Source organism: Oceanobacter kriegii DSM 6294 (assembly GCF_000422845.1).
Taxonomy (GTDB): Bacteria; Pseudomonadota; Gammaproteobacteria; order Pseudomonadales; family Oceanobacteraceae; genus Oceanobacter; species Oceanobacter kriegii.
Window position 1 is genome coordinate 153,146 of sequence record NZ_AUGV01000003.1, and the last position, 25,736, is coordinate 178,881.

At 56.4% G+C, this 25,736-nt stretch carries 20 protein-coding genes; 9 read left to right on the top strand and 11 right to left on the bottom strand.

The features are described from left to right. The first annotated feature begins 269 nt into the window (after positions 1 to 269). The 3 genes from G516_RS0100640 to G516_RS20460 are packed head-to-tail and all read left to right on the top strand — an operon-like array spanning position 270 to position 6,112. The gene (locus tag G516_RS0100640) at positions 270 to 1,508 is read left to right on the top strand and encodes an efflux RND transporter periplasmic adaptor subunit (protein ID WP_028292013.1); all 1,239 of its coding nucleotides are present in this window, start codon (positions 270 to 272) and stop codon (positions 1,506 to 1,508) included. 3 nt (positions 1,509 to 1,511) lie between these two features. Beyond that, positions 1,512 to 4,676, top strand: coding sequence for an efflux RND transporter permease subunit (locus G516_RS20455; protein WP_051218796.1), 3,165 nt, complete (start codon positions 1,512 to 1,514; stop codon positions 4,674 to 4,676). Continuing rightward, positions 4,673 to 6,112 carry an efflux transporter outer membrane subunit gene (locus tag G516_RS20460; RefSeq protein ID WP_211225039.1) on the top strand — a complete coding sequence of 480 codons (1,440 nt, stop codon included), beginning with the start codon at positions 4,673 to 4,675 and terminating at the stop codon, positions 6,110 to 6,112. Before G516_RS20455 ends, G516_RS20460 begins: the two co-directional genes overlap by 4 nt. A 114-nt stretch (positions 6,113 to 6,226) precedes the next feature. Here G516_RS20460 and G516_RS0100655 read toward each other — a convergent pair whose 3' ends face one another. Continuing rightward, positions 6,227 to 7,564, bottom strand: a complete 1,338-nt coding sequence (locus G516_RS0100655) for an aminotransferase (RefSeq protein WP_028292014.1) — start codon at positions 7,562 to 7,564, stop codon at positions 6,227 to 6,229. A gap of 253 nt (positions 7,565 to 7,817) precedes the next feature. On the opposite strand from G516_RS0100655, the gene G516_RS20465 reads away from it, so the two are divergent. The 5 genes from G516_RS20465 to G516_RS0100680 all read left to right on the top strand — a co-directional run bounded on the left by G516_RS20465 (position 7,818) and on the right by G516_RS0100680 (position 13,350). Continuing rightward, complete coding sequence (locus G516_RS20465) at positions 7,818 to 8,795, top strand: LysR family transcriptional regulator (protein WP_245582576.1); 978 nt, start codon at positions 7,818 to 7,820, stop codon at positions 8,793 to 8,795. A gap of 257 nt (positions 8,796 to 9,052) precedes the next feature. Beyond that, positions 9,053 to 10,033: an ABC transporter substrate-binding protein gene (locus G516_RS0100665; protein ID WP_036533721.1), complete on the top strand. Its 981-nt coding sequence runs from the start codon at positions 9,053 to 9,055 to the stop codon at positions 10,031 to 10,033. 11 nt (positions 10,034 to 10,044) lie between these two features. Continuing rightward, positions 10,045 to 10,848 carry an ABC transporter permease gene (locus tag G516_RS0100670; protein WP_028292016.1) on the top strand — a complete coding sequence of 268 codons (804 nt, stop codon included), beginning with the start codon at positions 10,045 to 10,047 and terminating at the stop codon, positions 10,846 to 10,848. Then, entirely contained in the window at positions 10,836 to 11,675 is an 840-nt protein-coding gene (locus G516_RS0100675) for an ABC transporter ATP-binding protein (protein ID WP_028292017.1), read from the top strand. Before G516_RS0100670 ends, G516_RS0100675 begins: the two co-directional genes overlap by 13 nt. Before the next feature lie 28 nt (positions 11,676 to 11,703). Next, positions 11,704 to 13,350, top strand: coding sequence for a GMC family oxidoreductase (locus G516_RS0100680; protein ID WP_028292018.1), 1,647 nt, complete (start codon positions 11,704 to 11,706; stop codon positions 13,348 to 13,350). A 74-nt stretch (positions 13,351 to 13,424) separates the two neighbouring features. Here the strand turns inward: G516_RS0100680 and argE are convergent, their stop codons facing one another. The 4 genes from argE to G516_RS20470 all read right to left on the bottom strand — a co-directional run bounded on the left by argE (position 13,425) and on the right by G516_RS20470 (position 17,099). Next, the gene (gene argE, locus G516_RS0100685; protein WP_028292019.1) at positions 13,425 to 14,609 is read right to left on the bottom strand and encodes an acetylornithine deacetylase; all 1,185 of its coding nucleotides are present in this window, start codon (positions 14,607 to 14,609) and stop codon (positions 13,425 to 13,427) included. A gap of 109 nt (positions 14,610 to 14,718) precedes the next feature. Next, positions 14,719 to 15,390, bottom strand: coding sequence for a DUF1028 domain-containing protein (locus G516_RS0100690; protein ID WP_028292020.1), 672 nt, complete (start codon positions 15,388 to 15,390; stop codon positions 14,719 to 14,721). Then, positions 15,390 to 15,812 (bottom strand): RidA family protein, encoded by a 423-nt coding sequence (locus G516_RS0100695; RefSeq protein WP_028292021.1) that lies wholly within the window; start codon positions 15,810 to 15,812, stop codon positions 15,390 to 15,392. The genes G516_RS0100690 and G516_RS0100695 overlap by 1 nt, the downstream gene beginning before the upstream one ends. A 21-nt stretch (positions 15,813 to 15,833) precedes the next feature. Beyond that, on the bottom strand, positions 15,834 to 17,099 hold the full coding sequence (locus G516_RS20470; protein ID WP_036533958.1) for a flavin-containing monooxygenase: 1,266 nt from the start codon (positions 17,097 to 17,099) through the stop codon (positions 15,834 to 15,836). 287 nt (positions 17,100 to 17,386) lie between these two features. Between G516_RS20470 and G516_RS0100705 the strand changes: the two genes are divergently transcribed. Continuing rightward, a complete protein-coding gene (locus G516_RS0100705) occupies positions 17,387 to 18,871 on the top strand; it encodes an aldehyde dehydrogenase (RefSeq protein WP_036533723.1) in 1,485 nt (494 codons plus the stop codon). A gap of 59 nt (positions 18,872 to 18,930) precedes the next feature. On the opposite strand, the gene chrA is transcribed toward G516_RS0100705, so the two are convergent. The 6 genes from chrA to lgt form a co-directional block, all read right to left on the bottom strand. After that, positions 18,931 to 20,124 carry a chromate efflux transporter gene (chrA, locus tag G516_RS0100710; protein ID WP_036533724.1) on the bottom strand — a complete coding sequence of 398 codons (1,194 nt, stop codon included), beginning with the start codon at positions 20,122 to 20,124 and terminating at the stop codon, positions 18,931 to 18,933. Between the two features lie 125 nt (positions 20,125 to 20,249). Further along, positions 20,250 to 21,320, bottom strand: coding sequence for a hypothetical protein (locus G516_RS0100715; protein WP_028292024.1), 1,071 nt, complete (start codon positions 21,318 to 21,320; stop codon positions 20,250 to 20,252). Positions 21,321 to 21,464: 144 nt separating this feature from the next. Then, positions 21,465 to 21,974 carry a dihydrofolate reductase gene (locus tag G516_RS0100720; protein WP_028292025.1) on the bottom strand — a complete coding sequence of 170 codons (510 nt, stop codon included), beginning with the start codon at positions 21,972 to 21,974 and terminating at the stop codon, positions 21,465 to 21,467. Positions 21,975 to 22,061: 87 nt separating this feature from the next. Further along, the gene (locus G516_RS20475; protein WP_169449482.1) at positions 22,062 to 23,741 is read right to left on the bottom strand and encodes a putative bifunctional diguanylate cyclase/phosphodiesterase; all 1,680 of its coding nucleotides are present in this window, start codon (positions 23,739 to 23,741) and stop codon (positions 22,062 to 22,064) included. A gap of 238 nt (positions 23,742 to 23,979) precedes the next feature. Then, on the bottom strand, positions 23,980 to 24,774 hold the full coding sequence (gene thyA, locus G516_RS0100730) for a thymidylate synthase (RefSeq protein WP_028292026.1): 795 nt from the start codon (positions 24,772 to 24,774) through the stop codon (positions 23,980 to 23,982). A gap of 41 nt (positions 24,775 to 24,815) precedes the next feature. Continuing rightward, positions 24,816 to 25,631 (bottom strand): prolipoprotein diacylglyceryl transferase, encoded by an 816-nt coding sequence (gene lgt, locus G516_RS0100735; protein ID WP_028292027.1) that lies wholly within the window; start codon positions 25,629 to 25,631, stop codon positions 24,816 to 24,818. Positions 25,632 to 25,736 lie beyond the last annotated feature (105 nt).

Genomic DNA, 25,736 nt, shown 5'->3' on the forward strand with positions numbered 1-25,736 from the left:
CTTGAAAGTCAGGCGCAAACGCCCTGCCAAAAGGCGTTTCAGCGGCGATGGATCGCGGATTCCCTCTTCCCCAATGGCCGTTCGATGCAAACGCAGAGACATCCAGAGTTAACATCGCGTCAACCCGTTTTTAACCGTAAAAAAGCAACAATCAACCCATAATTTCGGCAAATAACCCATTTTTGACGACAATTTGTTTCAAAAAAGAAACCAATCCCGGTTATTTGTACCACCTAATTCTTGTCCCCAATCGACAGAGGACCTGCCCAATGAAAGCCCTCATCCGTTCCATCGCTGGTCTTGCTGTTGTCACAGCGCTGGCAGGCTGCCAATCGGAATCTGCGGATTCCGCCGCCGCTCAGCAAGCGCGCCCAGCCACTGAAGTCAGCTTCATTGAAATCCAGCCCCAAAGCGTCAGCCTCACCAGTGAGCTGAAGGGTCGTACAGTGGCGTCACAAAGTTCGGAAATTCGCCCTCAGGTCGGTGGCATTATCAAGCAGCGCCTGTTTGAGGAAGGCAGCGAGGTGAACGCGGGGGACGTGCTGTACCAGATTGATCCGGCGACCTATCAGGCTGAACTACAAACCGCCAAGGCAACGTTGAAAAGCGCCGAAGCCGCGCTGGAGTCGGCCCGTCTGACTGACGAGCGTTATGCCGGGCTGGTAAAGATCCAGGGCATTTCCCAGCAGGAAGCCGATGACGCCCACGCCAGCTGGCTGGAAGCCCAGGCCGATCTCGAAAGCGCCAAGGCAGCATTGCAAACCGCTCAGATCAACCTTGGCTACACCAAGGTCAGCGCTCCGATTTCCGGCCGTATTGGCCTGTCGAGTGTGACACCAGGCGCACTGGTGTCGGCCTCGCAAGACACCGCATTGGCGACCATCAGCACCATGGACCCGATGTACGTCGACATGACCCAGTCTTCCAGCGACCAGCTGAAACTGCGCAAGCTGCTGAAGCAGTCCGGTATTGAAGGCGGCAACGCCGACGTCAGTCTGGTGCTGGAAGACGGCTCGACCTACGACTACCAGGGCAAGATGAAAGTGCGTGAAGTGGCAGTCGATGAAGACACCGGTTCCGTTACCCTGCGTGCCGAGTTCCCGAACCCCGATGGCGTGCTGCTACCGGGCATGTTTGTGCGTGCAGTGGTTGAAGACGCCGTAAACCAGAACGCCATTCTGGTACCGCAGCAGGGCATCGCCCACGACTCGATGGGCAATGCCACCGCTCTGGTGGTAAACGCCAACAACAAGGTTGAAAAACGTACCGTCAAAACCGACCGTGCTATCAAGAACCAGTGGCTGATTTCGTCTGGTCTGGAACAAGGTGACAAGCTGATTGTGGAAGGCACCGGCAAGGTATCCGAAGGCGCTGAAGTGAAGCCTGTAAAAGTAAGTGTGCAGAAAGACGGTTCCATCAAGCTCGGGATCACAGGCCAAAACGACGATCAGGTGCCATCACTGGCGAGTGACGACTCTTCCGTTAACCAGGTTGCGGGAGAAGGCTAAGCCATGATCGCCAATTTCTTTATCAATCGCCCCGTCTTTGCATGGGTGATCTCCATCATCATCATGCTGTTTGGTCTGCAGTCGATCCTGTCGCTGCCGATCGCCCAGTATCCGGACGTTGCGCCACCGACCGTACGCATCAGCGCCACCTACACCGGTGCCTCGGCTGAAACCGTTGAAAACAGCGTTACCCAGATCATTGAACAACAGCTGACGGGCCTCGATGGCTTGCTGTACTTCAGCTCGTCCAGCTCGTCTTCGGGCTCTGCCAGCATCAATGTCACTTTCGAGCAGGGCACCGACCCGGACATTGCCCAGGTACAGGTGCAGAACAAGGTCTCGCAAATTACCTCGCGTCTGCCTGATGCAGTGCAGGACAACGGCGTCACCGTTGAGTCCTCCCAAACCTCGTTCCTGCTGATTGCGTCGATCTACGACAAGAACGATCAGGCCAAAGGCTACGACATCTCCGACTACATCGCTTCCAACCTGCAGGACAGCATTGCCCGTATTACCGGTGTTGGCAGTACTCAGGTGTTCGGCGCCGAATACGCCATGCGTATCTGGCTCGACCCGGTCAAACTGGCTAACTACGGCCTGATGACCTCCGATGTGACCTCCGCCATTCAGGCCCAGAACACCCAGATTGCCGCCGGTAATATTGGCGCCCAGCCCGCACCGGACTGGCAGGAACTGAACGCCACCGTCACTGCGCAATCGATGCTGCAAACCGCCGATCAATTCCGCGACATCATTCTGAAAAGCGACAGCAGCGGCGCTTTGGTAACGCTGGGCGATGTCGCCAAGGTTGAGCGTGGCAGTGAAAGCTACAGCTACGAAGCCCGTCTGAACGGCCACCCGGCTTCCGGTATGGCGGTGATGCTGGCTCCGGGCGCCAACGCACTGGATACCGCCACCGCAGTAAAAGAAGCCTTCGCCGACATCAAGAAAAACCTGCCCGACGGCTGGGACATCGCTTACCCGAAAGACTCCACCGACTTCATCAAGATCTCCATTGAAGAAGTGGAACACACCCTGTTTGAAGCCATCATTCTGGTGATCGCGGTGATCTACCTGTTCCTCGGTAGCTGGCGCGCCACGCTGGTGCCTGCCGTCGCCGTGCCGGTGGTATTGCTGGGTACCTTCGGGGTACTAGAAATCTTCGACTACTCCATCAACACCCTGACCATGCTGGCACTGGTGCTGTCGATTGGTTTGTTGGTGGACGACGCCATCGTGGTGGTCGAAAACGTCGAGCGGGTAATGGCTGAAAAAGGCTTGTCGGCCCGCAAGGCGACCATCGAATCGATGAAAGAAATCAGCTCGGCTCTGGTCGGTATCGCCGTGGTGCTGTCGGCGGTGTTCCTGCCAATGGCCTTCTTTGGCGGCTCCACCGGGGTGATCTATCGCCAGTTCTCGGTGACCATTGTGTCGTCGATGATCCTGTCGGTGATTGTGGCCCTGACGCTGACCCCAACCCTGTGTGCCACCCTGCTGAAAGCAGGCTCCGGTGAACACGGCCAACAGCGCGGCTTCTTCGGCTGGTTCAATCGCAAGTTCGACGCCATGACCAGCAAGTATCAGGGCGGTGTGGCCAGCTTTGTGCGCAAGCCACTGCGCTGGATGATTGTTTACGGCGCCATTGTTGGTGTACTGGGTTACTCACTGGTGCAGCTGCCAACCGGCTTCTTGCCTTCTGAAGATCAGGCCGAAACCATGGCGATGTTCAACCTGCCAACCGGTGCCTCCCTGAAACGTACTTCCGACGTTGCCCGCGAGATCGAGGACTACTACCTCAACGACGAAAAAGACAACGTCAACAACGTCTTCACCATCTCCGGTTTCAGCTTCTCGGGTACCGGCCAGAATACCGGTATGGCGTTCGTTTCCCTGAAAGACTGGGACGAGCGTACCGCCGAAGAAGACTCTGCCACCGCCATTTCCAACCGCGCCACCATGAACCTGTCGTCGATTCGTGACGCCAGCTTCTTCGCCATGTCGCCACCAGCGATTCAGGGCATGGGCCAGAGTAATGGTTTCACCTACGAGCTGCAGGCCACCGCTGGCACCAGCCGTGACGAACTGCTGCAGTTCAAGAACCAGCTGATGCAAAACGCCCAGCAAAGCGACAAGATCACCGGCATGCGCATGGGCTCTCTGAGCGATACGCCGCAGCTGCGTGTGAATATCGATCAGGCCAAGGCGGTATCTCTGGATGTCGGTCTGTCAGATATTTCCAGCACCCTGTCCACCGCCTGGGCAGGCAGCTACGTGAATGACTTTATCGACAACGGCCGGGTCAAGAAGGTGTACGTGCAAGGTGCCGGTGAATACCGCTCCAAGCCGGACGACCTGCAGTACTGGTTCGTTCGTGGCGGCGACAGCGAGATGACGCCGTTCTCCTCCTTCGCCTCTGTCAGCTGGGATTCCGGCCCGCAAACCCTCAGCCGCTACAACGGTCTGGCTTCCTATGAAATTCAGGGTTCGGCCGCCAACGGCATGAGTTCTGGCGACGCCATGGACGAAATGGAAGCGCTTACCAATGACCTTGGTGAAGGCGTCACCGGTTCATGGAGCGGCTTGTCCTATCAGGAACGTCTGGCCGGTGGTCAATCCACCATGCTGTACGGTATTTCGATTCTGGTGGTATTCCTGGCGTTGGCCGCGCTGTATGAAAGCTGGTCGGTACCGTTTGCGGTGATTCTGGTAGTGCCGCTGGGCGTACTGGGTGCCGTGCTGGCAGCGACCTTCCGTGGTCTGGAAAACGATATCTACTTCCAGGTGGCGCTGCTGACCACCATTGGTCTGGCATCCAAGAACGCCATTCTGATTGTGGAATTCGCCGAAGACTTCTACATGAAAGGCAAGGGCCTGATTGAATCAGCGGTAGAGGCTGCCTTCATGCGCTTGCGCCCGATTCTGATGACCTCGCTGGCGTTTATCTTCGGTACCCTGCCATTGGCACTGTCGAGCGGTGCCGGTGCCAACAGCCGTATCTCCATTGGTACTGGCATCGTCGGCGGTACCTTTACTGCCACCGTACTGGCGATCTTCTTTGTGCCACTGTTCTTCGTGCTGGTACGGGGCCTGTTCCCGTCCCGCGAGAAGCACGCAGGTGATGACGAAGACAACACTGACAGCAATGCCAACACAGGAGCGCAGGCATGAGCACGAGCCGTTTTTACCCCAAAGCCCTGGCCGCTGCGCTGGCCACTGTGATGCTGGCCGGTTGCGCCAGCATGGCCCCTGACTATCAGCGCCCGGATGCGCCAGTGCCAGCCCAACTGCCGTCCGACGGTAGCAATAGCAGCGCAGCCAATCTGAAGTCGGCCCGCGAACTGCCGTGGCAAGACTTTATTCAGGACGAACGCCTGACCCAGGTGATTGCGCTGGCACTGGCCAATAACCGCGACCTGCGCGCCACCGTGGCGGATGTTGCCGCCGCCCGTGCCGCCTATCGCGGCCAATCAGCCGACCAATACCCGGCGCTGGATGTGGGCGTCAGCGGTAATCGCTCACGCTCGAATGGCAGTGTCAGCAGCAGCTGGGAAGCCAGCGGCGGCCTCAGTTCGTACGAGATCGATCTGTTTGGCAAAAACAGCGACCTCACCGATGTGCAGCTGGAAAGCTACTACGCCAGCGCTGAAACCGCCCGTGCTGCTCGCATTACCCTGATTGCCGAAACCGCCAATGCATGGCTGACTCTGGCGTCCGACCAGAACCTGCTGCAACTGGCGCAAGAAACCGCCGAGAATGCCAAGCGGGCGATGGACATCACCGCCAAGCGGCTGGATCTGGGGGTCGACTCACGGGTTGATCTGGCCTCGGCCGAAACCACCTACCACAGTGCTCGCACTGACATTGCCAGCTACACCAATCAGGTGGCGCAGGACAAAAACGCCCTCTGGCTGCTGGTCGGTTCCAACCTCGATGAATCGCTGCTGCCAACGGCCTTGCCGACCACCGCCCAACTGGTCGCGGATGTGCCTACCGGCCTCAGCTCTGATGTGCTGTTACTGCGCCCGGACGTACTGGCCGCTGAACACACCCTGAAGTCGGCTAATGCCAACATTGGTGCTGCCCGGGCGGCTTACTTCCCGTCGCTGACGCTGACCACCACTGGTGGTGTTGCCAGCGCGGCACTGTCGAACCTGTTTACCGGTGGCGCCTCCACCATCTGGACCGTGGCACCCAGCCTGAGCATGAACATCTTCGACTGGGGTGGTAAAGACGCCGATCTGGAAGCCGCCAAAGCCAATTGGCAGAAGTATCTGGCGACCTACGAATACACGCTGCAAACCGCGTTTCAGGAAACCGCTGATGCCCTCGCCCGTCGCGCCACCATGCAGGATCAACTGGATGCCCAACGCGACTACGCCAGCTCGGCCGGACGCAGCTATGAACTGTCGATGAAACGCTATGAAGCTGGCGTCGACAGCTTTCAGGACACACTGACCAGCGAACGCACCTACTACTCGGCCCAGCAAAGCCTGATCAGCGCCCAACTGGAAGAGCTGCAAAACCGCATCACCCTGTACCGGGTGTTAGGTGGTGGTTTGGCGGAACCGGATTATCAGACTGAACAGTCGATTGAGACGCCGTAAAGCGTCAATGAGAAAGCCACATACGGTGATGAAAACCACCGTAAGTGCACTTTGGGAAATAAAAAACTTATCCACACTCTACGACATGGACTCCGTAATCCATGTCGCAGCTGCTTAAAGCAAGCCTTCCTGCTCAACCCAGGCAGCGGTTTTATCCAATGCCCGACCGAACCTCGCCAGCAAGTCATCAATCTGAGTGCGGGTAATGATCAGCGGGGGGCAGAAGGCAATTGCAGTCCCCACATCTCGCAGAATCAATCCTTCCTCAAGACAGGCTCGGCGCAGAAAGTCGGACACCGCTAACGGGAAAGCCTCTCCACGGGCATGGTTCTGTAATTCAACCGCCGCCATCAAACCGCGGCCACGTACTTCACCGACAATGGAATGCGTTGCAAATGTCTTTAGCTGTTGTTGGAAGTAATCACCGGTTTCAGCCGCAATTCCGAAGATGTTATCGCGCTCGTAGATTTCCAGGGTTTTCAATGCAACCGCCGCCGCAACCGGGTGACACGAATAGGTATAGCCGTGGCCGAAAACACCGATGCGATTGCTTGGCTCCACCAAGGCATCGTAGATATCGCCACGCACAATGGCAGCACTGATGGGCTGGTAGGCCGATGACAACTGTTTCGCCACACTCATCATGTCCGGTGCGCCAATGCTCATGGTTTCACAGCCAAACGCATTGCCCGTACGACCAAACCCGGTAATCACTTCGTCGGCGATAAAGAAAATGTCGTATTTCGCCAGCAGCGCTCGCAACTTCTGGTAATAGCCATCAGGCGCCACAATCACACCACTGGCACCGGTAATCGGCTCTGCAATGAAGGCGGCAATGGTTTCCGGATCCTCACGCACAATCATCGCTTCCAGATTGCCGAGAATCCGGTCAACGAACTGTGATTCCGTTTCTCCTTCCAGCCGATCCCGATAGTAGAACGGTGCATCAGTCCGCAAGATGCCCAGAGCTTCCACCGGTAGATCGAAATTGGTGTGGTTCACTTCCAGGCCGGTCAAGCAGGCTGATCCCATTGTAATGCCGTGATAGGAACGCTGTCGGGCAATCACCTTTTTCTTGTTGGGTTTGCCAATGGCATTGAAGTAGTAACGCAGGATTTTCAGCTGAGTGTCATTGGCGTCGCTGCCGGAATTGCCGAAGAACATATGCGGACGCTCGACCGGGGCCATCGCCGCCAGCTTTTCCGCCAGCGCCTCACCAACAGGGTGAGTTTTGCCAAAGAACATGGAACTGTAGGACAAATCGGTCATCTGCTGCGCTGCAGTCTGCACCAACTCCTGGTTGCCATAACCAAGGGCGGTACACCACAGGCCCGACATCCCTTCCAGATATTGTTTGCCCTGGTCATCGTATACATAGACCCCCTCGCCACGCACCACAGACATGTCTGTGCCGGTTTTCAGGTTGGTAATCGGGTAAATAATTGTGCTCATCCCATGCTCCAGCAGTGCCCCCCGGATGCCGGTTGGCCAGTCACTTATTCAAATTCAACGGTTTCAACATATCAAAGAAGCATTTGCTGCTTTATCGCATGTTCAAAAGCACTGGATTAGAAAAAGTTATTCAACTGACCATGGCCCGATGTGTGCTAAAGAAAATCAAATCCAATTCTTCGTCTGTATCAGCTTTTCCTGACGCGAAACGTCCAGAGCCAAAACAACACAGACAGCAGCAGGAGACTGACAAATGAAAGCAATGAACTTCACTCTCAAACAGCTACGTTATTTTGCTGTCGCCGGAGAGCACCAGAGTGTGACCAAGGCAGCCGAGATTCTTTATGTATCCCAGCCATCCATTTCATCCGCCATCCTGCACCTGGAAGATGTAACCGGCCTGAAGCTCTTTATTCGACACCATGCCCAGGGCTTGAGCCTCACACCACAAGGCATGGAGTTCTACCGAAAAGCCAGAGGTTTGTTACAGGAAGCGGAAAGTCTGGCGCAGTTCGCCAGCAGCCTGAGTACCGAAATCACCGGCTCTCTGAGGGTAGCGGGCTTCCCGACACTCACAGGTGCATTGCTGCCACAGATCATCAAGAGCTATATGCATAAGTACCCGGCGGTGAATATCGACTGCCGTGAACTGCACCAGAAAAACCTTATAGAAGGGCTGCAGAATTGTGACTACGAGCTGGGTATTACCTACGACATGGAGCTACCAGCGAACATTGAATTTGAAGCGTTGGCTTCGTTGCCCCCCTACGCTACTGTCAGCAGCGACCACCCGCTGGCAGACAAATCTTCTGTATCTATGGCAGAGCTCGCTGAACACCCACTGGTCATGCTGGATTGGCCAGTTAGCCAACAATATTTCATGTCGTTGTTTATCTCGCAGGGCCTGAACCCAAATTGCGCCTACAAAACACACTCACTCAGCATGGTGAGGGGTATGGTTGCCAATGGCCTGGGCTACTCTCTGCTGAATATGCCCATCTCAGACAATACCGGTGATCAGCTGGTGACGCTGCCGATTAGTGACTCCGTCGTACCGCTGAAACTGGGGATCGCACGACTGAAAGAAGCGATCAGCACTCCCGCTGCAGAAGCCTTTATCGACGACATCAAACAGTATGTTCGCGAGTATATGAGCGCCAATAGTCATGACAACAGTCACGCATATCTCCCGAAGAGCGAATTGGAAACTCCAAACATCCGGCCTCATTAACGAAAAAAGCTATCTATCCAAACCCCAAAGCGCCCATATTTGAGGCGCTTTTTTATAGCCTGCACCAGCACGAAACATTTATGTCTGGATAATAAAATGTGATCCAGACATAAGGAAAAATATAATTGATGAATACCCTCTGCTGACGATTAACTTTTATCCAACACATAAGGGGCCTATGAATAACCCTGCACAGCTCTGCACGAGTTATTCATAGCGTCCATAACACTTGGTTCAGTTAACCGATGGGTACTCACATGCAGATTAAAAACGCCATATCCGCAATACGTCGTAAAAGCACCGGCACCCTGCTGGCTGCCAGCATCGCCATGCTGACTGGTACTGCTGCCAGCGCCGGCGAACTGTCGATTGGTCACACCACCTGGGTCGGCTACGGCACCCTGTACCTGGCTCGGGATCTTGGCTACTTCAAGGAAAAAGGCCTCGATGTCGATCTAAAGGTTATCGAAGAGGCCTCCATGTACATGGCAGCCCAGGCCTCTGGCCATCTGGACGGTTCCGCATCCACCGTCGATGAAATCCTCAAGTACCGCCCTAAATTCTGTTTCCAGTCCGTTGTGGCTCTGGATGAAAGCTACGGTGGCGACGGCCTGTTGGTAGGCGATGACGTGAACTCCATCGCCGATTTGAAAGGAAAACGTGTTGCTGTAAACGAAGGCTCTGTTTCCCAGTTCTGGCTGTCCTACCTGCTGAAACAGAACGGCATGTCCATGTCTGATCTGAAAGTCCAGAACATGACCGCAGATGACGCCGCTAGTGCTTTCATGGCTGGCCGTATTCCTGCAGCCGTAACCTGGGAACCCAACCTGTCTATGGCCAAATCCAGGCACACCGGCAAAGTGCTCGTCGACAGTGCAGCAACCCCGGGGGTCATCGTCGATGTGGTGGCGCTGAGCTGTGACGTAATCAAGAACCAGCCAGAAGATGTCGAAGCGTTGGTCGACGGCATCTATCGCGCGGTGGAATACACCAAACAACATCCTCAGAAGGCCTACGAGATCATGGCCAAGGGTGTGGGTGGCTACCTGTCTGACCCGAAAGACTTTGCCGAAGCGGCAGCAAACGTACGCTTCTACGACAAGGCCATGAATGAAAAGCTGTTGGGTGGCGATATCAAACAGTTGATCAGCACCGCCAACGAAACCTGGAGCAAGCTACAAGGCACTGAGCTGAATGTCACCTACGACCAACTGGTCACCACGGCGTTCATTGAGTGAGGACAGACAAGATGGCACAGCAAAAAGGCGTACTGAATGCCTGTCTGTCTCCACGGGAGGAGCTGCCTCGGCAGCTCATCCTTTCCACCGGCATTATAGGTTGGGCACTGGTTATCCTGGGCTGGGTAGCCCTGTCCGCCAGCGATATTGTTCCGGACATGTTCTTGCCGTCTCCACTGGAAGTGTTCCAAGCCGGGCAGCGTTTGGCTGAAAACGGCATGTTGATGGAACACATCTGGGCAAGCTTTGAAGTCGTCATTATCGGCTTTGTGATTTCTTCAGTGGTCGCCGTGCCGCTGGGCCTGATGATGGGCAGTTTCCGTATCGTCCAGGCGTTCCTCGAACCACTGGTTAACTTTGTTCGCTACCTGCCGGTCACCTCCTTTGTTCCCCTGTTCATCCTGTGGATTGGAATTGGTCTGGAACAGCGCATCACGGTGATTATTTTTGGCGTATTTTTCCAGCAGCTTGTGATGATTGCTGATATTTCCCGCGGTGTTTCGAAAGATCTGATGCAGGCGGCCTATACGCTGGGTTCGAGCCGCAGGGAAATCATGACGCACGTGATCGCGCCGGCATCACTGCCCGGCATCCTCGATACCCTGCGCGTCACCATTGGCTGGGCCTGGACGTATCTGGTTGTCGCCGAGCTGGTGGCAGCGTCCAGTGGACTTGGCTACATCAGCCTGAAAGCCATGCGCGGTTTCCAGGTCGATATCATTTTCCTCGCCATTGTCATCATTGGCCTGTTGGGTCTGGTGACGGATCAATTCTTCCGTGTTTTACGAATGAGGTTAGGTGCATGGGCCAACTGAACACCTTGCAAGCCGTGGCTCAGTCGACCGCTGAGTCCGATACTGAACAGCGTCCGGTACAGCTCTCTATCAACAATGTCTCCCTGCGCTTTCCAAAGCCGGAAGGTGGCGAGTTCACTGCACTTGAAAACATTTGCATGGAAGTCCGCGATCAGGAGTTCGCCGTAATTGTTGGCCCTTCGGGCTGTGGTAAGTCGAGCCTGCTGTACCTGACAGCCGGTCTCAATCAACCAAGCGATGGCTCAATTGAAGTCGCTGGTGAAACCGTCACCGCCCCTGGTCCCGATCGCGGCATGGTATTTCAGGGCTACACCCTGTTTCCGTGGCTGACGGTACGGGAAAACATCGAGTTCGGTCTCAAGCGCAAAAAAATTGCAGCAGCAGAGCGCAGTCGTATCGTCGCGCACTACCTGAAAGAAGTCAGTCTGGAAAACTTTGCCGATAACTACCCCAAACAGTTATCCGGCGGTATGAAACAGCGGGTCGCCATTGCCCGGGCACTGGCCAATGATCCCAAAATTCTGCTGATGGATGAGCCTTTTGGTGCACTCGACAGCCAAACCCGACTGCAAATGCAACAGCTACTGCTGCGAGTGTGGGAGCACAGCAAAAAAACCGTGGTGTTTGTTACTCACGACATCGACGAAGCCATTCTGCTGGGTGACCGGGTATTTGTGATGGGTGCCCGTCCGGGTCATATCCGCGAGATTATCGACGTCAACATTGCCCACCCTCGCACTCTCGATATGGCGATGGAGCCGGAATTTATTGCCCTCAAACGCCGGGTTATGAATCTGCTTCACGACGATCTCGAAGACATTCATTAAGCCGAGCAACAGCCTCCCGGGAGCCATCATGAGCCAGCCAGAAACGTTTGATTACATCATTGTCGGAGCTGGCTCGGCCGGTTCCGTTATCGCCAACCGACTCAGCGCAGACCCGGCAACCCGGGTGTTGCTACTGGAAGCCGGCGGCAGCGACAACAGCCTGCGGGTACAAGTCCCGGCCGGCACCATTACACTGTATAAAAGCCCTCGGTATAGCTGGAATTACTATTCCGTTCCCCAGCAACGCCTCAACAACCGCCAGCTGCACTGCCCCCGTGGCAAAGCCCTCGGCGGTTCCGCCTCCATGAACAGCATGATCTACATCCGCGGTCACGCCAGCGATTACGACCAGTGGCAAGCTTCCGGTTGTACAGGCTGGGGCTGGCAGGATGTCCTGCCGATGTTTCGCAAATCCGAACGCAACCTGCTCGGTCAAAGCGAGGCCCTGCACGGTCAGCAAGGGGAACTGCTGGTCGACAAACCAAAGGACCCGAATCCCTTCACTCACCGCTTTATCGAGGCGGCCAGGAGAGCTCTGGGGGTAAAGGAAAATAGCGACTTCAACGGTACCGAACAGGAAGGTTGTGGCATTTACAACCTGACCCAAAAAGACGGCAAACGGTTGTCCAGCTATCAGGCGTTTGTCGCCCCGGTACTGCAACAACGGCCGAATCTGGAGGTTCGCACCGGAGTCGAAGTGGAACGCCTGTTGTTTGACGAACAGCGCGTGCTGGGTGTGGAAATTCGCACCGCCAATGGCATGAACATGATCCGGGCCGATCAGGAAGTCGTGTTGTCTGCTGGAGCATTGGGGTCACCGCATATTCTGATGAAGTCCGGCATTGGCCCTACCGACCAGCTCAAGGCTGCCGGCATCGAGGTAAAACAGGACCTGGCCGGAGTCGGGCAGAACCTGCAGGACCACCTTGATGGGCTGGTCACCGTGCGCTCCAACAACAGTCGCTCACTGGGTTTTTCACTCGGCTCGCTGCCACAGGTATTGCTGTCGCCCTTCCGCTTCCTGGCTGGGCGCAAAGGCTGGCTAACTACCAACTACGTAGAGGCCGGTGGCTTCTTCAGGACACCGCTGGCCCAAGATGGATTGCCGGACGTGCAGTTCCACTACGTGCCCGGTTATCGCAGCCACCGCGGCCGCTTGTTTGAGTGGGGGCACGGCTACGCTATTCACGTCTGCGTTCTGCGTCCAAAAAGCATCGGTGAACTACGTCTGGGGGCGGATCGTCAGCTGCAGCTGGACTACAACTTCCTCAGCAATATGGACGATGCCAAAGTGCTGACGGAAGGTATGCGATTGGCCCGCAAGGTACTTGCCGACAGCGCCTACGACGACAGCAGAGGCAAGGAAATGCTGCCCGGCAGCCAGGTGCAGACCGACGCCGAGTTTCTGGACAACATCCGTGAATACGCTGCCACGGTATTCCACCCGGTTGGCACCTGTAAAATGGGTACCGACCCGATGGCAGTTGTGACGCCAGATCTGAAAGTCCGGGGCATCACGGGTTTACGGGTCGCCGACGCCTCCATCATGCCAACTCTGATCAGCGGCAACACCAATGCCCCTTGCATCATGATTGGAGAGAAAGCGGCCGAGATGATACTTGCGACAGAGACCAGCCGCGTTTCAGACGCGACCGAGATCAGCGAACCGGCCTGACCGGTGCGCTGATCTCAAGAACCACAACCTCAAGAACCGTAGCCTCAGAACCATAGATAGATAAAAAGTGCCTGTCACAGCCCTTCGTTGGGCTGAGACAAGCGCTTAATCAAGCGCTTCAACATTCTTTCACACGCTTCCAGCTGCTGGCTTTCAATGTATTCATCCGGTTTGTGGCCCTGATCCATACTGCCGGGGCCGCACACCACATTGGGTACGCCCAGCACCTGACTGAACAGCCCGCCTTCCGTACCAAAATTAACGGTCGTCGTGGTTGCCTCACCGGTGAGCTGCTGAACAAAGGAGACCACCTCTTCATCATTCGCCGTGGCCAGTCCGGCGTACTCGCTGGTGATCGCGATATCAATCCTGCAATTTGGATCAACCTGGCGCATTTCCGCTTCCAACTCGCTGGCGTAGCGACGAAAGCTGGCCAGCAAGTCCCTTGGAGATTCGGCCGCCACATTGCGAAACTCAAAAACAAACTCGCAGTGATTGGGAACGATGTTCAGCGCCTCTCCACCCTGCACAACCCCTGTGTGCACCGTGGTGTAGGGAATCTCATAACCGTATTCAAACGGGCCCGAAGATCGCTTCTGCCAGGCCAACTGCTCAAGCCAGACAATCAGTCTGGCGGCATAGTTCACCGCATTCACTCCATAAGGAGCCATACCGGAGTGGCATTCCTTGCCGGTGACCGTCACTTTGGCGGCCAGTTTACCCTTGTGAGCCGTCACCACTTTCATACTCGTGGGCTCGCCGATGATGCCCATCGCGGGCTTGATGGGCAGTTGCCGCAAGGTTTCGATCAAGCGCCGCACGCCAATACAGCCAATTTCCTCATCGTAGGAAAAAGCCAGATGAATGGGGGTATGCAGTGGTTGCGCCAGCATATCCGGTACGGCAGCCAATACCACGGCGATAAACCCTTTCATATCCGTCGTGCCACGCCCATACCAGCGGGCACCGTCGGCATGCGTTTTGACCGTCAGTTGATGGGATGGCACCGTCCAGTTCTGGCCCGTCACCGGCACCGTATCGGTATGCCCCGACAGCATCACTCCGGCAATATGGTCCGGCCCAATAGTGGTGTACAGATTGGCCTTGCGACCGCTGTCATCGTGCACCAGATGACTGTCCACTCCGTGGCGTTGAAGGTACTGCTGAATGTAGTCCAACAACTGCAGGTTGGAATTGGCACTGGTGGTATCAAATGAGATCAGCTGCTGCAAAATCTCGTAGGTCAGATCGGAAGGCATTTCATACTCCAGAGGCAGCGTCAGAAGCAGACGCTTGCTGAAACAAAAAACCGGTCAGGCAAGCGCCGGACCGGTTGTGGTAATAACGTCGCGAGACATCACCAGGCGCTTACTCGTCGCCAGGCACACCATAAGACGGAGCGGCATCCGGGGTAACGGCGCGGGTCATGTAATCCTGCTGCTGGGGCTCATAGGCTTGCCACACCATCCGCAGCTCCGATATCGGCGCTACGTGCCAGTCGACCCGCAGGTCCACTACTGGCCAGCCAGAATTGGCACTGACCTGTAGCCCGGCAGAGTGCAGAGGCCCCATTTCACCACCGGCAGCCAGGCCGGCTTCCAACGCCGTCAGAAGGCGTTCGGCCAATGGCCCCTGAGCACGTTCGAACGCATCCACCATGGCCTGGGGGATGCCGTCATTGGCCAACAGGTTGCCCATTGCCAGGCAGTGGTTGCCGCTTACGGTATTGTGAATGCCCAGTGCTTCAGAACCACTGAAGGTCACGGACTCACCATTGCTGGCGAGTACTCCCAGTTGGCGATATTCAACATTGGCGTCAGCCTCCGACAACTGTGCAAGCACCGCCGCTGGAGCCATACCGGAGGCCATCAAATCAAGAGCCATCGGGCCCAGTAGTGGATTGGTGACATTTTGGGTCAATGCCACACCAACCTGATCCCGGGTAAAGGCGCAGCGGCTTGCAACACAAATACTGGACGATGTAATCGCACATCCCACCATGCCAGTGGCCGGGCACACCCCGGCAATCGAAAACGTCATCAACCCAGCTCCTGTTCCGGAATCACCGCAATCACATCAATTTCCATCAGCCATTGAGGCTGTGCCAAACCGGCGACCACCAGTCCGGTGGAAATGGGGAAAACCCCCTTGAGCCATTTCCCCACCTCGCGATAGACCGGCTCACGAAAGCGCGGGTCCGTTATGTAGGTCGTGGTCTTGACGATATGGGACAAGTCCGACCCCGCTTCTTCAAGCAACTGCTTGACGTTTTTCATCGCCTGATCAGCTTGTGCTGCCGGATCACCCAGTCCAACCAGGTTGCCCTCAAAGTCGGTACCAACCTGGCCCCGAACATAAACAGTATTACCCGCCCGGACCGCCTGGCACAGGTCGTTGTCCAGCGTCTGATTCGGATAGGTATCGCGCGTATTAAACATACGAATGCGAGTATGTGTTGGCACAGTGCTCTCCTTGTTCATCAATCAGGCCGGTTTACCAGACTGGTATTGCGAGTATTTACGCTGGGTTTTGATGTGGTCAGCCACATGCTTGGCATCGTGCCAGACGCCCCAGATAAACGTGGAGCCCCGGCGCGACAGCCATGGCAAGCCAACGAAATAGATTCCAGGCTCAGACGACACACCGCGGGCATGCTTTGGCTTGTTGTTTTCGTCAAAGGCATCCACCTGCAGCCAGCTGAAATCCTGCTTGAAGCCGGTCGCCCAGATGATGCTGGTAATACCCGCTTCGGCCAGATTCAGCTCGCGAATCGGATGGGTCATGCAGTGTGGATCAGCCAGCACTTCACGAGCCTGAGGTTCTTCCGGCAGGTCGAGGCCGTTGCGCTCAATATAGGCATCGGCGGCGTCCAATACGGAAAAGTAGTTGGCATCACCGTCATTGATGTTTTTGTTCAGATCGTCGTTAAACACAACCCGCCCGTCAGCAAATTCGGCGGTCACACCAACCAGTTGAATACCCTCGTTGGCCAAACGACGAAAATCGATGGTTTCCCCGCCTCGAGCACCACTCACCGCGATGGTCACGTGCTCACGACCGGCTTCTACCTCTTCCTTGTCCCACAAACCCAGTACACCCAACCACCAGACAAAATCACGGTCACGGTAACGACGGGGTGGACGGTCATGCGGACCTACAGACAGGTACACCTGCTTGCCAGCACGATTCAGTTCATCAGCAATCTGCACGCCGGAAGAACCGGCTCCCACCACCAGCACACCACCTTTCGGGAGCTGCTCAGGATTGAAATAACCGGTGGAATGCATCTGCGTCAGGTGTGTGTCCTGCGGAGCAATCGGTGGAATAGACGGAACCTGGAAAGGACCGGTGGCAACCACCACCCGGTTAACGCTGTACACCCCATCGCTGGCTGTTACGGTAAAACCCGGCTTGCCTTCATTGCGCACCACCGACTGAACCTCGACACCGGTTTTGTACGGCGACTTGTTCATTTCGGCGTATTCCACCAGATAATCGGCAACCCGCTCCTTGGGCGCGAACTCATCCCCTTTCAGATCTTCGAAGGTAAGCCCCGGGAACCGGTCGTGCCAGACCGGGCCATTGGTAACCAAGGAATCCCAACGCTGGCTGCGCCAGCGCTCAGCCAGGCGGTCGCGTTCCAGAATCAGATGGGGAACACCCTGCTTGCCAAGGTGCTCACTGACAGCAATACCGGCCTGCCCGCCTCCCACAATCAAGGTATCGATTTCAGTTGTATTGATGGTCATTTCATAGCCCGCTTGTATTTTTGGATACCGATAAATATTCCATCCGTAAGCCGTCGAGATATTCGTAACGACAAACTGACATTGGAATTCAGGCTAGAAAGAATTTAATGGCGCTTAAAATATTTTTATTTTCTGATCTGTATCGGGAAACCTGATACAGCAATATTTTTATCCAAATACCTCTGCATCAGAAAAAATTATTCATTGTTATACAAAAACATATTTAAGATTAACCTGCTGCTGAATTAGCCTGTTTCCGGAACATTAAGACTTTTTTGGATAACGTTATGACTTCATTCAGCAAGGACTACTGGTTGACCCTGCAGGCCAACACCCGACTGCCCTCTCAGGCATGGATTAACGGCCAGCATCACAGCGCCAGCGACGGTTCTTGCTACGACACCGTCAACCCGGCAACGGGCGAGTTGCTGACCCAAACCGCCGCCTGCAGCACAGCCGATGTTGATACCGCGGTACAAAACGCCCGGGCGACGTTTGAAAGTGGCGTCTGGGCCGAACTCCCCCCCGCTGAACGCAAAGCCATTATCCGCAAACTTGCCAGCCTGATGATGAAACACCGCGAGGAATTGTCACTGCTGGAGTCACTTAACGTCGGCAAGCCAGTGATGGATTGCTACAACCTGGATATTCCCGGTGCCGCCGGATGTTTTGAGTGGTATGCCGAATCCGTCGACAAACTGTACGGCGAGGTGGCCCCCACAGACCGCCATAACATTGCGACCATCACCCGCGAAGCCGTTGGCGTCGTCGCTGCGGTTATTCCATGGAATTTCCCATTGGATATCGCCGCCTGGAAGCTCGCGCCGGCCCTGATTGCAGGTAACTCTGTCGTACTCAAACCGGCAGAACAGTCGCCACTGACCGCGCTTAGACTGGCCGAACTGGCCAAGGAAGCGGGCTTGCCAGACGGTGTTCTGAACGTCGTCACAGGCCTTGGCGAAGTGGTTGGTCAGGCGCTGGGACGCCATATGGATGTTGACTGCCTGACCTTTACCGGATCAACAGCGGTGGGCAAATTGTTCATGGGGTATTCAGCAGAGTCGAACATGAAACAGGTATGGCCAGAGACCGGTGGCAAGAGCCCGAACCTGATCTTTGCAGACTGTGACCTTGAAGCGGCGGTAGAACACGCGGCGATGGGCATTTTCTTCAATCAGGGAGAAGTCTGCTCCGCCAATTCGCGCATTCTGGTCGAAAGCAGTGTGTACGATGCCTTTGTCGAGCGTTTTGTGGCCAAGGCAGAATCCATGGTCGTTGGCGATCCACTGCAGCCTGACACCGAAGTGGGTGCCCTGATAGACCACCAGCATGCAAGCCGCGTTCGGGGATTCATCGAACAGGCACAACAGCAAGGTGCAACACTGGCATGCGGTGGCACCGGCGCTGAAGATGATTGCCTGGTGCCACCAACGATCCTGACCAACGTCACCCCAGCCATGACGATTGCCACCGAAGAGGTCTTTGGTCCGGTTGCCGCCATCATGCGCTTCGAAACCGAAGCAGAAGCCATTCAGCTGGCGAACGACTCCATCTATGGCCTCGCCGCGTCGGTCTGGACCAATAACATCAATTGCGCCTATCGGGTTGCCGGCAAATTACGAGCCGGAACAGTCTCCATCAACGCCATGGACGCCATTGATTACAGCGTACCGTTTGGAGGCTACAAACAGTCCGGTTTTGGCCGCGACCTGTCACTGCATGCCTTCGACAAGTTCACCCAGCTTAAAACCACCTGGCTGAAGCTTCGTTAAAAGCCAAATCGATCAACGTTGTACCAGACCAGCGCTCTGCTGGTCTGGCGCTGTTACAGCTACAGCCCAATTACCACACCACCCAGCGCTCCAACAATCACCACCATCCACGATGGCGCTTTCCAGCTGGTCAGCAGCACAAAACACAGCAGTGCCAATACCAACTCGGCCGAAGACGTTACCGCACTGGTAAACACTGGCTGATACAGCGCCGCGCCCAAAACACCCACCACAGCTGCATTGGCACCGGCCATGGCCGCCCGAATGCCAGTGCGTTGCCCCAGCGCCGCCCAGAACGGCAGCACACCAATCAAGAGCAGAAAGCCCGGCAGAAACACGGCGATCAGCGCAATGCCAGCCAGCGTCAGTACGTCTGCGGTAGAACCGCCAAGAGACTGTGCCCATTCCGCACCGAGGAAGCCTGCGAAGGTAAACACCGGCCCCGGCATCGCCTGGGTAGCACCGTAACCGGCCAGAAAATCATCGGCGGCTACACGGCCCAGCTGCACGGTTTCAGCATCCAACAATGGCAACACAACGTGGCCACCGCCAAACACCAGCGCACCGGCACGGTAGAAGCTGTCGAACGCCTGTAAAACCGGTTGGGAAGAGCCGGAAGCCAGCAGCGGAAGGATCAAAAGCAGCGCAGCAAATAACAGCAGAGCAAACAGAGCAACGGGGCGGGAAATCGCAATCGACAGGCTGGCGCCGTTACCGGAGACAGCGTTTTTACACAGCCACCAGCCGCCAATCGCGCCCACAGCAATGGCCGCCAACTGGCCTCCAATACCGCCCATCAGCAAGACAAAGGCCACCGCGATGACTGCCAACGACGCCCGCTGACGATCCGGACAGAGGCTTTTGGCCATTCCCAGTACTGCGTGAGCCACAATCGCTACCGCAACGACTTTCAGGCCATGCAACAGGCTGATTAACAGTGGCGACTCAGTTACCTGTGCCCACCCCGCCAGCAACACCAGAGCAATCGCCGACGGCAAGGTAAAGGCCAACCAGGCCGCCAGTGCTCCGGCAAAACCACCGCGCATCAGGCCCAGGCCAAAACCGACCTGCGAGCTGGCTGGGCCGGGTAAGAACTGACACAAGGTCACCAGATCGGCATAGGCCTGATCCGACAACCAGCGGCGTTTTTCTACAAATTCGGTTCGAAAATAACCAAGGTGAGCCACCGGGCCACCAAACGACGTAAGGCCAAGCACCCAGAAGGCTTTGAAGACTTCCAACACGGTTTTCATGATCGTTATCCGTTTTATTATCAGCTGACATTCTGCGGCCACGATTGTACGGCGTGTGATCAGGAAGGCCAGCCTGCGGCTGGGGTGGCGGGTGTCGGATGTCGGACGCCAGACGCCCGACTAACTCACCACGGCAGTGGTTCGGCCACCTCGGCCCAACGGTTCTGGCTGTGGATATGATCCAGCGCGTCGCCCAACACCTCGCATTGGCCAAGCACTTTTCGCCAGCGTTGAATGCGCGGTTCGTTGTCGAAGTCGTAGAAGTCTTCCAGATCGGGGATATGGCCGCCGGGCAAGGTCGCGGCAAATTCCCACGACGGCGCAATGATGATGGTCTTGCGGTAGTGCTCCCGCGATACCGTGCGCCAGCGCAGCTTTTTATCAAACCAACCGCCTTTCGGGGCTTTGGCAAAATAGTGCGGATACAGCACAAAGCCGTCGTCCGGTAGCACCGGCAAGTCGAACTGGTAGTCGGTAATGCCGCCGTCGCGGTAGGTGCCCTGCGGTGCGCCATGAATGTCGCGAATGCCGGAAATCACCAGCGGAATTGCGCCAGTGGCCAGAATCGCCTTGTGCAGGTTGTCGGCCGTCAGCGCCACTTGCTGGGCAGGCAGGTGCGGGAAATGGTCAATCGGCGGTTTGTCCGGGTGATGAAACAACACCCGGTCCACCCACGGCCGCATGGCGCTGCGCGATACCAGGTTGGCCCCAATCGCACCGATCCAGCCTGCGGTTTGCAGCCACTTGGTGTCGCTGCCGGTAAGGCCACGGCAGCGCGCCGCCATGGTGTTGTAGCGCATCACCGGGTGATTAAGGATTTCTTCCAGGCCGTGGTCACCCAACAAAATGTCCAGCATGCGGCGGCATTCCGCCGCCACTTCCCCCGGCGTCGGTTTGGCCGAATAGCGCTGCTCAACATAGGCATCCAGTAAGCGGGCATGCGCCGCCAGCGCGTCGTTCTGGGCGTAACACGCCATGCGCCAGCCACCGGCCGAGGTGCCCAGCAGGTGCAGCGGCTCACGACGGTCGGCAAACCATTCGCTCAGCAGGTATTTGTCCATCGCCGCCAGCGACAACCACTTGGGGCCACCGGATGCGCCCAGAATCATCTTGATATCGTCAGGCTTGAGACCGTGTTCACGGATGTGCTGCAACGCATCTTTGCCAGCGAATATTTTGAGGGGCAGATTGGCCATAAGGGTAACCGTGGGGAGAAAGCTAAACCGTTGGGGAATGTGCGTCAGGCTAACGCCACTCGGGCACAGATGCGATGACCCATGCTGACAAACACTGTTGCCATGTGGGTCATCAAGCCATTGCTGCGCGCGGGTGCCGTTGCCTCAGTCGCGAATGCGTTCGTAGGTTACAAAGCTGTACGGGTACGGGTTTTTCTCGCACGGCGCGTGGGATTCACGCTCGGTCTGACGCCACTGGCTGGCATCGAACTCAGGGAAGAAGGCATCGCCTTCAATCTCGGCGTCCACTTCGGTGATGTACATGCGATCCACCAATGGCAGCACCTGACGGTAAATTTCAGCACCGCCAATAATCATGGCTTCTTCGACATCGGCCTGCACGGTCAAACGGGCTGCCTGCTCGATGGCTTCTTCCAGACTGGCCACCACAGCAACGCCTTCGGCTTCGAAGTCGCTGTTGCGGGTAATCACGATGTTAGGACGGCCCGGCAGTGGGCGGCCGATGCTCTCGAAGGTCTTGCGGCCCATCACAATCGGCTTGCTCATGGTGGTGTTTTTGAAAAACTTCAGATCACCCGGCAGGTGCCATGGCAGCTGGTTGTTGATTCCAATGGTGTGGTTGCGCGACATGGCGACGATCAGGGCAAGTTTCATAGTGCGAGCATCATGAGCTGGGAAACACCGGATGATAACCGTCAGCGGCGCAATGCTCCAGAAACCCGGAGCTTGCTCGCCCTCGGCTCAGCCACACTGGCTAACCAGCTCCGGAATGTCACCGGCAAACACCGGTTTGGCAAAGAAGTAACCCTGATACTGGTCGCAGCCAAAAGACGCCAGCGCGTCCAGAATGTCCTGGCTTTCAACCCCTTCTGCTACCACTTTAAGGCCCAGATTGTGGGCCAGAGCGATGATGGAGTTGGCAATCGCAGCGTCGTTTTTGTCATCGACGATGTCCTTGACGAAGCTGCGATCGATCTTGAGAAAATCAATCGGCAGGTCTTTCAGGTACGACAACGACGAGTAACCGGTGCCGAAGTCATCAATGGCCACCTTGACCCCCAGCGAGCGCATTTCGCTGAGCATCGAGGCCCCTTGCTCGAGGTTGTACATCAGGGTACTTTCGGTCACTTCCAGCGTCAGGTTTTCCGGCGGCAAGCCGGTGTCGTACAGCGCCTGCTGGATACGCTCACCCAGATCACGCTGACGGAACTGACGGGGCGACAGGTTCACCGAAATTTTACTGGCGTTGCCCACCAGACCGTCATCCAGCCATTGCTTGTATTGCTGACAGGCGCTGCGCAGCACCCATTCGCCAAACGGCTCGATCAGGCCGGTGTCTTCCAGTACCGGAATAAACACATTGGGCGCCACCATACCGAGTGCCGGATGCTCCCAACGCAGCAGCACCTCCACGCCAACAAACTGCTGCCCACACACGGACACTTGTGGCTGATAGGCCAGCCTGAGTTCGTCGCGCTCCATGGCATGGTGCAACGCGGCTTCCAACCCAACCCGAATCTTGTCCATCGGTGCCGACTGCTGGGTAAACACCTGACAGGCATTGCGGCCATCGCTTTTGGCCTGATGCAGCGCCAGCTCGGTACGGCGAACCATTTGCGCCGGGTCGTAGCTGGCTTCGCTGGAAATATCGATGCCGACGCTGATGGTGACAAAAATTTCGTGATCGCCGATTTTGAACGGCGCTCGCAACGCTTCCGACAGCTTGCTGGCGACCGACGTCAGTACCGCGATATTACGTACCGCGTCGAGAATCACGGCAAAGCTGTTGCCACCCAGACGGGCGACGGTGTCCGAACGGCGCAGCTTGTCTTTCAAACGAGCCGAGCAGGCTTGCAGCAGTTCGTCGCCCAAGGCATGGCCGTAGATGTCGTTCACCACCCGAAATCGGTCGATATCGATAAACAGCAGGCCAACGTCGGTGCCATTACGGCGTGCACCCATCAGGCTCTGTTCCAGTCGATCCTGAAACAGCACCCGATTGGCAAGGCCGGTCAGCGGGTCAAAATGGGATAACTGACGCAGCCGCAATTCGTGCTCCATACGGGCAATGGCACGGTCGACCAGCCGATCCAGCTCCTGCTGCGGCGTCCGTTGCAACGGGAACACTTCCTGCACGCCCAGGGCAATCAGCCGTTGTTCGTTCAGCATATCGACCAGCGCCACCATCAAGGGGGCTGACGGTAGTTTCAGGCGGATCTTTTCCACCAGCGTCACCAGCGCATCGTCGCATTGGCTGGCGATCAGGCACACCACTTCCTCCGGCTGCCGCCAGCGGTCGCAGATTTGCTCCATCTGCAGCATGGGCTCCTGGGCAATACTGCTGTTTACCCTCGGTTTCAGCTCGGATACCGGGAACACCAGCAACGTCGTGCAATGTGGATACGGCGCGCTTGAATCCATAACTCTCGGCTTCAGATACATCATCCAATGATTATAGACAGCGGTTTGCATTTCACCGGACGGCCATGAAAATTATCAGCAAGAGTCAGTTCAGTCGCTCAGATACGACCGTTTGGGCCAGCCGCTCCACAAACACCACAAAACACGCGCCTCTAAACAACGCCTACTGAAAACGCCAGACACAAAAAAGCCCTGCAGTGCAGGGCTTTGATGACGATACAGTGCCAAGGCCAGCAGATCAGATGGCGACGGGCGCCTTGATGTGCGGGTGGCTCTGGTAGCCTTCGATTTCGAAGTCTTCAAAGCGGTAGTCGAAGATGCTTTCCGGCTTGCGCTTGATCACCAGCTTCGGCAACGGCAGCGGCTCGCGCGACAGCTGTTCATCGGTTTGCTCAAGGTGGTTGGCGTACAGGTGAACATCGCCACCGGTCCAGACAAAGTCACCCACTTGCAGATCACACTGCTGCGCCATCATGTGCACCAACAAGGCGTAGCTGGCAATGTTGAACGGCACACCGAGGAAGATATCAGCACTGCGCTGATACAGCTGACAGGACAGCTTGCCGTCAGCAACGTAGAACTGGAAAAACGCGTGGCACGGTGGCAACGCCATGTTCTGGATTTCACCCACGTTCCAGGCGCTGACGATCAGGCGACGGGAGTCCGGGTTGTTTTTGATCTGCTCTACCAACTGGGTAATCTGGTCAACGTGTTCGCCGCTGGCGGTTGGCCAGGAGCGCCACTGGGAGCCGTACACCGGGCCCAGGTTGCCTTCTTCGTCAGCCCACTCATCCCAGATGGAGACGCCGTTTTCCTTCAGGTAGGAGATATTGGTATCGCCACTGAGGAACCACAACAGTTCGTGGATGATGGAACGCAGGTGCAGCTTTTTGGTAGTGACCAGTGGGAAACCTTCGCTGAGGTCAAAGCGCATCTGGTAACCAAAACAGCTGTAGGTACCTGTGCCTGTGCGGTCTTCCTTGAAAACACCGTTTTCGCGTACATGACGCATCAGATCCAAGTACTGTTTCATAACCTACCTTCAAAAATCGTAATCAAAATCCGCTCCGGCGTTTAACGCTGGACGCTGTGGGGGGCCATTTTATTGCGCTGATAGGCAAACACCAGCAATATCAGTCCGGCAAGGATCATCGGGAAGCTCAACAGCTGCCCGCGGGTCAGCCAGCCGAACAGGTCAAAGCCAATCTGGGCGTCCGGTTCGCGGAAGAATTCGGCGAACGAACGCAGGATGCCATAGCCCATCAGGAACGCCGCACCCACGGCCATGCGCGGCCGTGGCTTGCTGGAGTAATACCACAGCACCACAAACAACAGCAGCCCTTCCAGCCCCGCCTGATACAGCTGCGACGGGTGACGCGGCAAGTCGTCAGCACGTGGAAACACCATCGCCCAAGGCACCACCGCCGGGTCGGCCACGCGGCCCCACAGTTCACCGCCAATAAAGTTGCCAATACGGCCGAACATCAGCCCCACCGGCACCAGCGGCGCAACAAAATCACCAATATCGAAGAAGTTCTGTTTGTATTTCCGCGCGAACCAGAGCATGGCCATCAGTACGCCCAGCAGCCCGCCATGGAACGACATACCGCCTTCCCAAACCCGGAATAACCACAGCGGGTCTTGCAGGAACTGGCCGAAATTATAAAACAGCACATAGCCCATGCGGCCGCCCAGAATGACCCCCATGGCACCGTAGAACACCAGGTCCGAGACCATCTGGTCGGTCCAGCCGGAGTTGGGCTTGCGGGCACGATAGGTCGCCAGTGCGTAGGCGGTACCAAACGCCAGCAAATACATCAGGCCATACCAGTGCACTTGTAATGGGCCGAGGGATATAGCGACCGGGTCAATCTGAGGATAGGTCAACATGCAGACTTCCTTGCGTAATCTTCAGAGGGGCATCTATTTAATCCTGCGCTAGCTCTGGATTAAGCAGATATCCCCTTCACCTTAAAACGACGAGGTCTGACCGTC